The following is a 15,343-nucleotide window of genomic DNA, read 5'->3' as shown; positions in this document are numbered from 1 at the left end:
CATTTTGTTTTTTAGATAGGCAGCTCTAGAATAGTAGAGCTGCCACTCTGTATTATTTTTACTTTTTAATAATCTTGGCGGTATATTTTTTGTCTTGTACACTGCATTCTAAAATATAAACCCCGTGACTTAGTGCGCTCACATTTATGTTTGAAGGTACATTTGCGTACGTTTTACTAAACATAGTTTTGCCATCTGTGGTGTAAATCTTGATTTGTGTTTCTCCTTCGGCCTTATCTGCTAAAAAGATATTTAGGTTATCTATAACAGGATTAGGAAATACTCTAAACGTTTTTGTTATTTTGCCCAATATCATACCTTTTGAATCAAATGGTGCTGATATTGCACTATTACAGCCGTTATTATTTATAATTTGTAAGCTGTAATTTCCTTCCCAAATCGTAATGATAGATTTTTGGGTTGCATTTGGTATAGGTCTGTCGTTTAAATACCATTGATATGAAGCTGCTTCGACTGAAGAAGTTAACTTTTTATCTCCCACAACCATAATCTCTGGTACGATGTTATTTTCAAGAATAGAAATATTGGTATTAAAAATTTTACCAATACCATTTTCATTGTAAACAGTTACATAATAATTGCCGCTTTCTGTTGTAGTATAAGTAGGGTCTGTTGAGCCGTCAAACCATTCATATGATTTGTAATTACCCGGAGACAAAACAACTTCTGGGCCGCATATATCCCCACTTACTAATTCAGATTCAAAAGTATCAAATGCAGCAGTTATGGTTTCAGTTAACGTACATCCATTTTTCATTATAGCGGTTACACTATAATCTCCTGCTTTATTTATTTCTATACCATTTGTACTATCACCAGTATTCCATTGATAGGAAAGAACATCTAATTTTTTGATGTTAAAATTAGTTCCCGCATCAATGTATAGGTTTTTGCCAGCGTATCCATATATAACGGGTTTGTCAAATATTTTAAAATCTGATGAAACTTCCTGATAGATATAATTCTTTACTTCATTATTGTATTGAATAGCATCATTCTCTAATTTTGCTACTACGTTAAAAACATGAGAATCACCGCTTGTATCAAGTTTAGGCTGTTTTTTGAAAATATATTCTATGCTTTGACCAACCGGAATTTCGGTAACAATAGACTCTGAAATAGTTTCAGCTGTATTAGCATATTCTAAATTTAATTGAATAGCGTTTTCTTTTATTGCAATTTGTCCTTCATTGGTTAGTTTAACTTTAAATTCAGAACCTCCGCAAATATCCTTAGGCGACAATATTTGAACAGATACATCTAAAAGAGGATCATTAATTACTTTTAAGTCATCAAAAACCATATAAGAATACCCAGCTGCTTTGGCATGTCTAAATCTAAACATTACAGATTTACCCGCATATTTACTTAAACTCACAGTTCCTTTTTGCCATTCCTTATCAGCATAAATTCCTTGTTTAGAAGTTCTCCATACTTCTTGCCATTCACCTCCCTTTGTTTTAATGTCAACAATAAGAGCATTGTGATAATTACTTTGCATTGCATAATAAAATTCTAATGCTGTTGCCTTGTCAGATAAGGTATATAATGGAGTTACCAATTCTCCATAAGTTGAATAATTTTCTAATTGATTGTACAACATGGTTGCAGCAGTATCGTTGGTATGATCTTTTTTTGGCAGTGTCAAAAAGGTATTATCAGGCTGAACAACAGCTCGCCATGGGTAGTTTTCATCGCTTTGATTTGAAACAAACCCTTTTGACCCAAACAGGGAGCCTTGAGATAAATTTGAAAAAGGTTCAAAATCTAAGGTTGGCGCTTTTGCCATAACCTGAAAAGCTTGTGTAAGACTTTCTGCTTTTTCTTTTGCCTGCCCGTTTACAATTAATTTTACTGTAATTTCATAATTTCCAGCCGGAAGTATTGGCAGCCTGTCTATTTGATAAGCAATTGTTTGATATTGCAATAAGTTAGTATTTCTATCTAATACAATTGGTTCTCCTATCGTTTTACCATTTTGTGTAATTTGATATTCAATTGTAACCTTGTCAATTGTATTGTAGAATAAATTTTTTGCACTTACAAAAAATTGATACGATGGTACATCCTGATATACATTTTCTGCCACGCTTAAGTTAGACAATTGCAGATATTCGGCTGTGTCTTTAATTTGAATATTGTCTACAGCAAAACCGCTGGCAAACAATCCATTGTCATCATGCTGAAATGCTAAAAGAACACAAGGATTTCCTGCATAAGCACTTAAATCTACCTGATATTCTATCCAATTATTGATATAAGGCATTTGAAAAATGGTGTTCCAGTTTTTACCTCCATCTGTACTTACTTTCACATATCCGTCAGAAAGTCCTGCACCATCTCCAAAACCATCAAATGTTAAGTGTGCTTCTTTATAATTGCTTAAATCAAATACAGGAGAAATCAACATATCGTTTGATGAGTCACAATTACATTTATCATCATTGCTGGCCATAAAATGTGTATGCTCTTTAATACGCCATCCCGGAGAATCTAAATCAGTATTTGTTCCGTATTTCCAGCCGTCGCTATTTTTGTTTTCAGATGTTCTCCATCCTTTGTATTTAGAAACATCTTCAAAATCCATTATGTACGGAAGAACAGAAACCTTCATATCGGCATTACTCCAATTATCGTAATTAAAAGTAAATGAATTATTACCTGGTTTCATGTCTTTATTTTCAGGATCAGGAAAAACAGAAACCGAAATAGTATTTTCACCTATATTTTTTAAATTAATATTGGGGATAGAGTAGGTTATAGTATCTCTGAATTTAGCAAAAACTAATTTGGCCTTTTCAGTTTTAGCAAAAACTTCTTTTTGTTCACTATCCAAAATTTTTACCGTAACATTTACCAGTTCATTTGTTGTTGCAAAATTATTAATGATTTGAGCTTTTATAGTAGCATTATTATTGTTAACAGTACAAGTTCCGGCATCTATATTTGCAGCAATAAGTTCTAAATCATAAGGAGCTTCACTTACAACAATATTGTCTATAAATACCCCTAAAAATCCATCATAATAGTCATCTGTAACTACGCGGAAACGAATTGCCCCTTTTTTACCGGCAAGTTCATTTAAATGTACTGTTATTGGCGCTTTCTGGAAATCATTGTTTATTCCTGTAAACCAAGGCCCAGATAGCAAGTTGTTAAAATGTATTGTCTCTGGATAATCGATACCAGTAACTTTTTGCCAGTTTTGATTGTCTTCAGAATACTCAACAATTAATCCGTCATAACCTTTATGAAATAGAGAAATTATATCAAACTCAACATACGGAAAGGCAACATTGGTAAAATCAAATATTGGCGATTGTAATGTGAAATCAGCATTAAGAGCCATTCTTTCACCATAATTAGCAAGGTTGACCGTTACCCATAAAGATTTTGAGTTAGTATCTCTAAATGAATAAGGAGTTGACTGCCATATAAATTTTTGATTTGTAAGTATTGATTTTGAATACCATCCGCCAAGGGTTCCTTCAAAACCTTCGTAATATGGAAACGCCGTTATACTGCCGTTATAAACAGCATTGATTATGCTGTTATTTGTCGTTACGGGATCTTGGCTGTATGTTACAAAAGCTTCATAAGTGTGCAGGCCGGCTGCAGATAAATCGATAGTGACACCAAAAGGAATTGTCATTTCTGAATTCATTTTTAGAGCCGTTTCTAATGTAATTTCTTTCCAGATAATTTCATTTTGCTGAAGCGTATTATGATATCCTATTTTTATTGGAGAACCTGCTGGTATATCCTGACAGCCCAGATTATAAACAGTAACAGCTAACGGATGGTTTGCCGAAAGTGCTCCGCCTGAATACTCTGGAAGATTTAGTCCTGTCACTTTAAGATCAAAATCTTTTTGACCAGGAGGCACTATCATATTAGAAACAAAAGAAACCCCATCTTTTACACCAAACTCTTCAATAGGTTTAAAGTCAAGTTTAACTTCTACGTAGTTTACAGTTGTGGCACTTATCTGGTAAGGAATCTGATCTTGTATTTTAATAGTCGTTTCTTCGCCTATGGCTAAATCTTTTTCAAACCTGATAGTACTGTCATTAGTATAAATAGACCTTAGCCTGCCGCCAAATGACGGTATCATTAATCTTAATTTATATTTTAAGCTTTCATTTGCTTTAATAATAACAGATCCTGTATTTTTAATTGTAACGTAAAAAGGTTCATCGCCTTTTAATGGGCCGCAAATAACTGTAGGTTTTTGAACAGAAACCAGTGTGATTTGTTTTTCTGTAAATGGAGCTCCAACACCAATTGCATACCATGCATTAGTTACTTGTTTGTATTCTTCAGAATTTAATCCGTATAAATCTTCTACAGCCATTAAAGTTGCCTGGCGCATATCGTTAAAATTCGAAGAAGGAGATAAATATTCGGTAAGGGTTATGTAAGCAATTTTCTCTGCCTTGGCCAGGCCAATAGCTTTTACATCATAGTTGTTATTTAGATCGTTTACGCCTTGTCCGCCTTCGCATAAAAGATAAAACCAATAATTTGTAATACCGCTGTTAATATGTACGCCCCCGTTATCTAAAGTAGTGTTTAATGGATTTGCCCAGTTTTCTCCACCGTAAGTGTCGGGCTGATTTTGTGCTTTTGGATTCGACATATTCCTCATGCTTCCATGTTTATACATTTCGTTACCCAGCATCCAAATGTTTTCTTTGGTATCTTTTCCAACATAAAATTCAACAGATACACCAAAAATATCGCTGAAAGATTCGTTTATAGCACCCGATTCTCCCTGATATATTAAACCGGCAGAAAACTGTGTTACAGCATGCGTTAGTTCATGTGCGGTAATACCCAGGCCAACAAAAGGCGAGTTATTGTTTCCGTCACCAAATTGTGCCCAGCCGCCAGTCCATGCCGCATTTTCGACATTAGTGCCTAAATGCGCAAGACCAATAACTTCCATTCCGTTGTTATCAACACTATTTCGGTTAAATTTTTCAGCATAATAATCAACGGTTTTTTGCATGCCCCAGTGAATATCTATTGCAGCTTCGTCATGATTTTTATTATAAAGTTCGTTCCAAATATTGTCTTCATCGATAAACTCTGTAATTACTTCATCTGATGCGCGGTTGGCATGATTCATATTTAAAGTAAAAATGGGAACTTTATATTTTCCTTGTATGGCTTCTAGTCTGTAACCATCAGAATATTGTTTCGTATTAAAAGTTACATCACCAGCATATCGTGCCTTTCCTTTACCCGGACTTTGCCCCGGAAGATTAACATCACGATTTAGATCTAAGGTTAATATTGTTTTTCCGGAGTTAGCGTCTATATAGATGGTCTGGCTGGATTGCGGATTGGTCGCATAAATATCAAATTTCCACGCCAGATGGTATTCTGCTAATTGAGAAGAAAATTCAGGACCAACATACACGAGTTCGCCCTGTGGTTTTGTACTTATTTTTTTATTAAGGATAGAACCTAATTTTTTACTCTCCCAAATATATTGCTTGGCATTTACGGTTTTAAGCGCATTTTGTAAAGCAGCTGCCGCACTTATTTTATAATTGCTGTTTGCAGGCAATTTTTTAGCAGCAGATCCAAAGGCATCAATTTTGGTTTTATTTTCCCTAACCTTGTAAATGGCTCCTTCAACCGGAATTGAATTGTGCAGCTGTTGATAAGTAGCAAGGACTCTGCCATGATTATTAGAAATTGATTTTAACTGCATTTTATCAGATTCTGTTAAATCAAAGTCTTTCTTTTTAACCTCAAATATATTTTTTACAGTTAAATTGGAGGACTTGGCAAATGATTTAACTTTTACGCTGACTGAATCTTGCGTTTTGCCAGCAGGACCTACAAGTTTTTTTTCAAATAATTTTTGGCTTTGTTGTGCTTGTTTTTTGACAGCTTCGCTTTCTGCTGCAGAAAGTTCAGTGCCATTTACCTTTTCTTCTTTTTGAGCGAAAAGATTATCTGCATCATTGCCTAGACTTGAATTTGATTTCTTTACATTTTTTTCTTCTGTATTATTTGTAACAGACGTTGCCGCCGTACTTGTGTTACTTTTATTTGTATTTTGAAAAATTGACTGTGCTGTTACTACAGAACAGGTAAAAAAACTCAACAAAATAAACAAATGCCTGACTTTTAAGTAAATGTGGTTCATTTCTTTTAAATTTAAATTAATACTATAGTTTGTTGGTTAATAATAATTGCGCTGAATAATAGTTTATAGGGAAACTATAGACGCAGATTTAAAAATCAACTTGGGGTTGATTTTTGTAATTTTTCAGAATTTTCAGGAGGTTAATCTTTTTGGTAACTGGTTCTTCTGAAAAATGGAATAAACTTGTGGAAGTTTTTTTTCTTTTAATCGATTTAGTAAATATAGAACAGACGTATATTTTTTTGAAAAAAAGCACTATTACAAAAACACTCGCAAGTAAACAAATACCACCCAAAAAACACTCAATAAAAAATAACCCAAACTAAATCAGGTGGTTAGTTTGGGTTTTATGTTTGTTTAAATTGAGCTATAATGTATTTAGATAAGTAGAGAGGTTTACTTTTTCGTTAGTTAAATCAAACTTTTTGCGTAGTCTGGTGCGGGCATTTTCGATTGATTTAAAAGACTGCCCTGTAATTTGAGAGATTTCTTTTGTAGTTAAATCGAGGTATAAAAGAGCGCATAATCTGCGATCTTTTGGGGTAAGAGAAGGGTAATCGACTATTAATTTGTAAAAAAAGGATTTATGGACTTGTTCAAAACTTATTTCAAATTCCTGCCAGCTATTTGTATTTAAGTTTTTTTCCAAACGCTTTAAAACTAAATCAATAGCCTGCTGTGTTTCTTTACTAACAGCTTTGAGCTTTATCTTTTTTAGATCGCTTAGGATTTCATTAATACTGTCTGTACGATGTATTTCTGACATTGCTTTTCCTATAAGAACTTTGTTTTTAGCGTCCAGATTTTGACTTAACACCTTCATTTTTGTTCTTAGTTTCTCTTTTTCCAGCTGATTTTTAATATTTGTTTTTCGGTATTTTATTAAGAGAATAATTAAAACTAATGTGCCTAACATTAATATCAATCCAATTATAAAGTATTTGAACGTTTTTTTTTGCTCAATAAGTGATTTTATCTGGCTGCGAACTTTATATTCTTGTTCAAGTTTAATTTTCTCCAGATTTATTGCTTTTTCTTCAATATGTATGCTATCGTTTATAGTATTGTATTTCTGAAAATAGAAAACAGCATTTTTATAATCCTGTTTATTTATATATACCTGATAGAGTATTTTGTTAAGGTTTAAACCCGAAATACTATATTCGTTTTCCCTGCATAATTCCAGTCCCTTTTTTGCATTTAGGATTGCGGTATCATATTTTTTTTCGTTTAAATTATAATCAGCAAAAGATTCATAAACAAATACCTTAACTAAATTATTGCCTGTATTTTTTACTAAAAAAAAGGCTTTATTAAAATAATAACCAGCATTTGCATTATCCCTTTTTAGCGCATAAGTTCTTGCTAAATTGGTACAGACATATATTTTTAAATCATCATTATTTATGGTTTGGTTAATTGCACGGGCTTTATGATAGTAATATAAAGAAGAGTCTAAATTTTTGCTTAAATAATTAGTACCCAGATTATTTAAAATTTTTACAAGTTTGACAGGGTCATTTTTTAATTTTTGATAGCGATATACTTTTAAAAAATATTGTAATGCTTTTTCTTTATTTTTCCCCTGGCTGTAAATAATCGCGAGATTGTTTTCTACTTTGGCTGTTTCCTCTGGATTGTCATTGTTTTTGTAAATATCATGGGCTTTTAAATAATATTGTAAAGCAATATCTAAAACCTCTTTTGACGAATACATTTTAGCAGCAGTAATATAAACCTGAGCCAGAGTTAGTTCTGATTTTTCTGTTTTTTTTGCTTCAGTTTCAGCCAGCTCTATATATTTTATGGCTCTGTCCCAGTCAGAATCTTGAAGTTTTAATGCAATTTTGCTGCACAATACTGCTTTTTTCTCATGATCGTTTATACTATTTAAACTATCAATGATTTCTTTTGTTGAAGATTGAGAATGAATGTTTAATGGAATAATAAAAAAGAACAATAAAAATATTCGTAACCTCATATAATAAATTCTGAATGATTAATCTCAAATTTAAATAAAAAAATAAGATTAATACTATAAAATTTAAAAATCAAAATTTATTATTATAAAATGTTACTTATAATTTATTTAGTAAATATGTATTAAGCAAAAAAACCTGTTTCGTAAAGAAACAGGTTTGATTTCAGGTGCATTATTTTTATTCATCATGTTTTGTATATATTTTAAATTTATAAAATATGATTATTTAATTGTTTCTCCAGCATTTCCTGTTTCTACTTCTCCAGCTCGTTTATAACTGACTAAAATGACACCGGTTGTAGTTACAGTACTTTCCGTTAAGGTAAATCCCGACGGATGTGCAGTATTATCAAACAACCTTTTTCCTTTGCCAAGCAATAAGGGATGAATTTTTAACCGGAGTTCATCTGCTAAATCATTTTTCAATAATAAATGAATAAGTTCGCTGCTTCCCCAAACCTGAATGTCTAAACCTTCAGATTCTTTGAGTTTCTTTATATCAGCTAGGCTTTTGATGAAATTAGAGTTTTTCCAGTCTGATTTTTTTCTGGTTTTCGAGAAAATGTATTTATTGCCTTCATTAATTCCCGTCCAAAATTCTTTGTTTTTGGGCCAGTACTCTTCCCAAATTTCAAAAGTTTTTCTTCCTAAAAGATAATCGGCAGGTTTTAGTTCATTTGTTACAGCTTTACTATAAACTTCGTCGCCAAACGGAGCAGTCCAGCCGCCAAATTTGAATCCATCTGATTTATCCTCTTTTGGCCCGCCCGGAGCCTGCATTACGCCATCTAACGAAATCATTGACAAAACAATTATTTTTCTCATAATATATTGGTTTTGTGTTTCGTAAATTTAATAAACTGTAGTAAAATAAAATATATATAATTCCAATTTTATATTTTAGCAACGCAGAGATCAACAAAGTTTTCTGTTTCATAAACTATGTTTTTTCTCTTTTTGCTTGTAGTTTTTTTTCTTTTAATAATCATATTCAGGATTATTGAACCTGCTTACTTACTGTTTTTTAATAAACCCTTATATATCTTTTGGTATCCTGTTTTAAATAAGTTAAACGGTTTTGATAAAACAATTCTGCGCGAGGAATTTCCTTATTACCTAAACTTATCCGATAAAAAGAAAAGCTACTTTGAACATCGTGTAAAAAGCTTTATTAAGCGTTATAATTTCATCGGAAAAGAAATTGAAGTTACTCAGGAAATGAAACTAATTATTGCCGGAACTTATGTAATGCTCACTTTTGGAATGCGAAATTATTTGTTCGAATTATTTGACAACATTATTATTTATCCCTCAGTATATTATTCAACCATAAATCAGGAATATCATAAAGGAGAATATAATCCAAGAATGAAAGCAGTGGTTTTTTCGTGGGAGGATTTTTTGAGCGGACATCAAACAAAAGACAATATCAACCTCGGACTTCATGAGTTTGGACATGTGCTGCATTTTTATTCCAGAAAAAGCTCAGATCCGGGAGCCGTTATTTTCTATGATGAATTTACCGAAATTGAAAAGTATTTTGATAACGAAGATTTGAAGAATCAACTAAAAGAAAAACACTATTTTAGAGATTACGCCTATACCAATAAATTTGAATTCCTTGCCGTGATTTTCGAACATTTTTTTGAAACTCCGGAAATCTTTAAAAAAGAATTCCCGAAGTTATATGAACATGTAAAAGCTATGATTAACTTTAAAGAAGAAGCTTAAATGCTTCTTAATTTTTAGAAGCTAATCCAGCCATACACTATATCTTTTGTGGTGAACCCCACCACAAAAGGATGCCGTTTCTGTCTGGGCTAGGGCACTTGTTTTCAAAAGAAACTTCCGGAAATCTATTTCGTGTTCTGTAAAAAATTATCGATGTAATTTACTACCAGTGGAATATTTTGATGCTGAGGAGCATGCCCTGTTTGCGGCAGGACAATTAACTGTGATGTTGGAAGCTGTTTGGTCAGCGGATACCAATTTTCTACAGCAAAACTAGTGTCGTGATCTCCGGAAATTATTAAAATGGGTGTTTTAGTCGTTTTTAATTTATCTCTAAAATTGTCTTTATCTTCGGCAGCGCCTTCGCCTCCGGCAAAATACAATTGAAAAGTCTCCATTGTAGAAGGAATTTTAGAAACATCAATTCTTTTAGCAATTCGGTCGTGAGAAGCTTTTGCTGCTTTTCTGCTTTCTTCAGACTCTGGTTCGAAGAAAAGTATAACTTCATCTTCAAAATCATTTATTGGTTTTAAAGCATGATCCAGAAAAGATTGTTCGAGCGGTACAACTCTTTTTCCTATTGGGCCAGTTCCTAACAATATTGTATGTGTCGCCAATTCGGGATATTGGTGTGTTGCGGCTTGTGTGACCAATCCGCCATACGACCAGCCCATTAAAATGGCGCTTTTGATTTTTAAGAAGTCGGCAAGATCTTTTACATCTTTAGCAACTTCTTTAATATCTGTAGGAAGTGTTCCTGTTGAATATCCAATTCCCGAATAATCAAAAGTAATAACCTGATGTTTTTCTGCAAGAAGATCTAAAAATAACGGATCCCAGGTATCAAGTATTCCTCTAAAGCGGTTAATTAAAATAATTGGATTTCCTTCGCCAATTGATCTGTAAGCGATTGTTCGGCCTGAAAGTTCGGCAAATTGAGTTTCTGAATTTGAAGCGTCTATTTTTGTGCTCATTGCTTTAAGTTTTTGGTTAATAATGAATTACTAAACAATTTTAATGCCTTTGAAAATTTATTCGCAAATCAAACCTTTACAGGATTTGAGTAATTATCGTCCTATTTTTATTTCGCTAAAAAGATGTGTTTTTACGAAATATAGAAAATATCATATCTCGATTGTATCACCAATTTTAGGTAAATAAAGATGGAGATTTGCATTTTTAAAATCACTTAAAGCTTTTTCATGATCCATTTTGATAAAACCAAAAGTGTCATAATGAACGCCCAATATTTTATCGACTTCAACCAGTTTTGAAGCTTCAATAGCTTCTTCAATTCCCATTGTTAATCCGTCGCCAATTGGGAAAACGGCAAAATCAAGTTTGGTAAATTTCGGAACCAGTTTCATATCTAAAGTTAAGGCTGTGTCGCCGCTGTAGTAGAAATTTCCGTCAACAGTTGTAAGTACAAAACCAGTTGCAATTCCGCCATAAGTTCCATCCATAAAACTGCTGGGATGCTGTGCGATTACACATTTTACAGTTCCAAAATCAAAACTGAATTTTCCGCCTGGATTAATTGGGTGCGCATTTTCGATTCCGTTTTTTAAGAGCCAGTTGTAAATTTCAAAATTCCCCAAAACCTTTGCCCCGGTGTTTTTTGCAATTCTTTCTACATCCAGGATATGATCGTAATGCGCATGCGAAATAAAAATATAATCGGCCTTTATTTCGTCGACGTTAATGTGTTTTGCTAATTCGTTTGGCGTAATAAAAGGGTCAAAGAGAAGATGTTTTCCATTTGCATAAACAGAAAAACAAGAATGTCCGTAATAAGTAAGTTTCATGATATATAGATTTTAGAATTTATAACAGTTAAGTTGTTTAATATCCAAAAAATATACCAGCAGAATTTACTCTGAATCCGCCATTATTCTTCGAATACTTTTTCAGTATCAACAGGATTGTTTTCCTGATATAATTTTTGTCCAATTTTACCTTGATCACCTAATGCACGTCCCTTGATAAGCCAAGCAGTTCCAAATGCAAAAAGAGCCAGCGCTTCAAAAACCAGAGTAGAATAAGAAAACAGTTTTAAACTCTCTGAAACCGGGACCAAAACAACAGAAACCAAAATAATATAACCACAGGTTCTGTAAATATTATTTTCGTTTAAAATGCTTTTAGGCGTTTCGATATATTTTTCCTGAGTAATGGTAAAAACATTAATGGCAAGTAAAGCCAATATCAAAAAAAGCAGTGCTGCAAAACCATAATGCAGCCAGCCGAGCCATTTCTCTGTTAATGGAATAATGGTATAGATTTTTTGTGAAATGTTTTCGGGATTTGTGGGAACCAAGGCAACGCCAATTGCCATAATTCCGGCAATATTGGTAAGTAAATTATCGTTTTTGAAAATTGATTTATTTCCCTGGCCTTTGTACCGAATCAAGAATAAACCTACGGCACACAAAGTTCCGGTAAAAATTTCCCTCAAATTTGTGTAATAATAATGACTGACAGAAGGCTGTACTTTGGTTTGAAAAAAGGGAATTAAAGAAAATCCAACTAAAAATATAGGCAGTAAAAATCCTAAATAACCAATTGCCCGCCTAATTCTTCGGTACGTGAAAATGTCATAATTTTCAATCTTTATTTCTTTGGTATCTATTCTCATAAAATGTAAACAAGAATCAATCAACTATTATTTTCAGATCTGGTTTCGTCAAATCCTGACGGCCATCCTCCATACCTGTTTTTAAATTCTAAAGGAGTTTCCGGCTGTCCCATATTTCCGTAAAATTTATTTGCTTCCTGCTCTTTTATTAATCTTTCCCATGTTTCATCGTCCATTGATTTTTTTTGAAAAGAAGCTAATTTTTCTGATTCAGGATAGTCTTTTCTTTCAATATTTCTGTTAATTCTAATTTTTTGTTCAGGTGTTAATCTGGCTGTAATTTGTTTCCATATTTCACCAATAGGGTTTTTAATTGCTAGTTCAGTCAGATTCTGAATTTCCTCTTCACTTAAATTTTTAGGAAAATCATCTGGATTAAAATCTTTCATATATAACAAAATTGAATTGTTTGGATCTTTAATAAAATTGGGAATAAAAAAAATTACTTTCTCGAAAATAAATTCTCTACAACCCAGGCCGGACCAATTAATAAAAACTGAAGATCTTTTAAGAACGAAGGTTTTTTGCCTTCAATATTATGTCCGTAGAACTGCCCAATCCAAGCGATTACAAAAACACCAATGGAGAAAATCCATAACGGAAAAACCTGTCCGATGTAATAATTAACAATTAGGCAAATTCCTGAAAAAATTGCAATTTTTATGGCCATCGAAATGGAAAGTCTAATGTAGAAAACAAGAACAAAAAGTAATACCACAAAGGCCCAATTTTCGATAATTGGTGCATTTAATTTTAAAGTATTGGCGATAAAACCACTCGGAATACTCATTAATAATCCAACAATAGAAAAGAAAATTGCCGGAACACAAATATAATGTATAGCTTTGTTTTTTGGGTTTTGATGACTTACGGCATATTCTGCAAACCATTGATCTAGTGTTCTCATTTTTGTGGTTTTAAAGGTTAGTTAACGTAAATCTAGTAAAATTTCCTTTAGGTTTTACCGTGTTGTATTTTCATAATCTCATCTACGATAGAAATCGCTTTTTGAAATGTTATTCCGTTTTCCTGGTCAATTGTCAAAGGATGATTTTCTTCAATCATTTTTATTTCTGGAATCAATCCTAACCCTTGCTCGATGGCAATACTTTGTAGTGAAATTGTTTTGCCATAAGTTGGTACATCAGTCTGCATCCATCCGAAATAAGGTTCCTGATTAATTCTATTAGGATCTTCCCACAAATCCATTCGCAGGCAGAAATTATCTTCGCTTATGGTTGTCCAGACATTAAAAACTAAATTTTCATGATAATCTATTATCGGAATTGTTAATCTTCCGCGGTGAAAAAAATGTTCTTCGTCGACATAACACCAGCTGCCGCCATATTCAATTCGCTGTTCTCTTTCTTCGGGTGGAATGGCAAAATAGTAAGCCGGAAATTCATTACCAAAACACAGTGGTATTTCGTCAAAAGTTTCTCCGCAGCAGGAACATTTATAGCTGTACATTTTCGGTTTTTTTAGGTAAAAATAATGTGAAACTTATTTCTGATTGTAATCAAAAACATTATCCCATAATTCATCAATTGTAACAAGTGCTTCATTTAGCGGAACAACTTCCCATTTTCCGTTAGTTTCTATTCCTAAACCAATGGTTTTTAACTTTAATAAAGCATCGTTTACATCAAAATCTAATTCGGTATTTAATTGAGACGCAAACCAGGATTCAATTTGAAGATCTAGTTCCTGAGCAGTTAACTGATTTTGGCTTTTATTTAAAAAGGTATAAGCCAAAATAGTTTCTTTTAAAGCTTCTTCTTCAGATGAATTTAAAAGAGAATAAAAGGCACCGCTGTTGTTTCCGACATTTTTAAAGTACAAACTGTCTGAAAGCATTTTAGAATATCTGATTTTCTTGTTTATGAAATTATTGTATTGGCGAAAGCAGTAAGCAGATAAAATTCCTAAAGCAATTAAACCTTGATTTAAAGAGGTTTTGCTGTTTAGTAAATCGATAGTTTCTCCGGTTTCATAAGCATTGTACATGTTTATTAAGGCTGGAATTACTTTGGCACTTAATAATGAAATACCGCCAAAAACTCCGGGAACCCAAAGTAACAGTTTGTCTTTTAAAGACATTTTAGGGATTGCATTTGGGAAAATCGTTTCGAGATCGTTTTTAGGAACGCGCTTAAATATTTTTAAAGCAATAGATCCCGGATCAATTGGCATTTTTCCCAATTTGACTTTTTTCTGGGTCAAATAATCGGCATCGCTGTAATTGAGGTAAATAAGGACACGATCATAATATTCGATTTCAACTTCTTTCTTCCAGAAATAATATTTTTTAACCGTTTCTTTTGCTTTATGGTGACCGCGAACATATAATTCGTAATCCTTAAAAGCATGAAAATCAATGGCGAGATTTAAGCCTATTAAATCAGATTCTGTAAAGGCTTCTTTTAAAGTTTCCTGATCGATTCTGTAATAATTGCCACGTTCTAAAACGGTAAGCAGTGTTTCTTTAAAAGCAGAAAAATCGCTTTTGTCAATAAAACCTTCGCGTTCTTTTTCGCTCAAGTCCGGATCATAGAGCGCGTAGTTTTGTTTTAAGTTTCGATTAAGATTAAAAGATTCATAATGATAATAATGCTCGATAATATCGAATAACTTTTTAAAATTATCAACCTTTTGTTTGTCATTGGCGAAAGCTGCAATTTGCTGTTCGAGTAAAAATTCTTTATTAAACGGAATATAATGTTCTCGTGCCATATTGATCCTGGGCTTTAATTTGTTTTTTGGCGTGGAAGCGCAAAGGTACAAAGGTTGTAAATAATTCAACGATTGATTA

At 32.8% G+C, this 15,343-nt stretch carries 11 protein-coding genes; 1 reads left to right on the top strand and 10 read right to left on the bottom strand.

The genetic code is table 11. From position 1 onward, the window contains the following. Positions 1–58 precede the first annotated feature (58 nt). The 3 genes from BUE10_RS21445 to BUE10_RS21435 all read right to left on the bottom strand — a co-directional run bounded on the left by BUE10_RS21445 (position 59) and on the right by BUE10_RS21435 (position 8,990). Positions 59–6,184 (bottom strand): M4 family metallopeptidase, encoded by a 6,126-nt coding sequence (locus BUE10_RS21445; RefSeq protein ID WP_083598243.1) that lies wholly within the window; start codon positions 6,182–6,184, stop codon positions 59–61. A gap of 367 nt (positions 6,185–6,551) precedes the next feature. Then, a complete protein-coding gene (locus BUE10_RS21440) occupies positions 6,552–8,165 on the bottom strand; it encodes a tetratricopeptide repeat protein (protein ID WP_073488869.1) in 1,614 nt (537 codons plus the stop codon). Between the two features lie 222 nt (positions 8,166–8,387). Beyond that, on the bottom strand, positions 8,388–8,990 hold the full coding sequence (locus tag BUE10_RS21435; RefSeq protein ID WP_073488867.1) for a dihydrofolate reductase family protein: 603 nt from the start codon (positions 8,988–8,990) through the stop codon (positions 8,388–8,390). A 117-nt stretch (positions 8,991–9,107) separates the two neighbouring features. Here BUE10_RS21435 and BUE10_RS21430 point away from each other — a divergent pair, with 117 nt between their 5' ends. Further along, entirely contained in the window at positions 9,108–9,896 is a 789-nt protein-coding gene (locus BUE10_RS21430) for a zinc-dependent peptidase (protein WP_073488865.1), read from the top strand. A gap of 125 nt (positions 9,897–10,021) precedes the next feature. Here the strand turns inward: BUE10_RS21430 and BUE10_RS21425 are convergent, their stop codons facing one another. The 7 genes from BUE10_RS21425 to BUE10_RS21395 all read right to left on the bottom strand — a co-directional run bounded on the left by BUE10_RS21425 (position 10,022) and on the right by BUE10_RS21395 (position 15,264). Beyond that, positions 10,022–10,870 carry an alpha/beta fold hydrolase gene (locus BUE10_RS21425; protein ID WP_073488863.1) on the bottom strand — a complete coding sequence of 283 codons (849 nt, stop codon included), beginning with the start codon at positions 10,868–10,870 and terminating at the stop codon, positions 10,022–10,024. Between the two features lie 150 nt (positions 10,871–11,020). Beyond that, a complete protein-coding gene (locus tag BUE10_RS21420; protein WP_073488861.1) occupies positions 11,021–11,701 on the bottom strand; it encodes a metal-dependent hydrolase in 681 nt (226 codons plus the stop codon). Positions 11,702–11,784: 83 nt separating this feature from the next. After that, positions 11,785–12,531, bottom strand: coding sequence for a hypothetical protein (locus tag BUE10_RS21415; protein ID WP_073488859.1), 747 nt, complete (start codon positions 12,529–12,531; stop codon positions 11,785–11,787). Positions 12,532–12,551: 20 nt separating this feature from the next. Then, complete coding sequence (locus BUE10_RS21410) at positions 12,552–12,920, bottom strand: hypothetical protein (RefSeq protein WP_073488858.1); 369 nt, start codon at positions 12,918–12,920, stop codon at positions 12,552–12,554. A gap of 53 nt (positions 12,921–12,973) precedes the next feature. Next, complete coding sequence (locus tag BUE10_RS21405) at positions 12,974–13,438, bottom strand: Mpo1 family 2-hydroxy fatty acid dioxygenase (RefSeq protein WP_073488856.1); 465 nt, start codon at positions 13,436–13,438, stop codon at positions 12,974–12,976. Between the two features lie 47 nt (positions 13,439–13,485). Next, positions 13,486–14,001 carry a DUF2199 domain-containing protein gene (locus BUE10_RS21400; RefSeq protein ID WP_073488853.1) on the bottom strand — a complete coding sequence of 172 codons (516 nt, stop codon included), beginning with the start codon at positions 13,999–14,001 and terminating at the stop codon, positions 13,486–13,488. 33 nt (positions 14,002–14,034) lie between these two features. After that, positions 14,035–15,264: a TMEM143 family protein gene (locus tag BUE10_RS21395; protein ID WP_073488960.1), complete on the bottom strand. Its 1,230-nt coding sequence runs from the start codon at positions 15,262–15,264 to the stop codon at positions 14,035–14,037. Positions 15,265–15,343: the final 79 nt, after the last annotated feature.

This window comes from Flavobacterium sp. CF108 (assembly GCF_900129795.1).
Taxonomy (GTDB): domain Bacteria; phylum Bacteroidota; class Bacteroidia; order Flavobacteriales; family Flavobacteriaceae; genus Flavobacterium.
The sequence above is the reverse complement of the archived record's forward strand: the minus strand, read 5'-3'. Positions and strand labels throughout refer to the sequence as shown.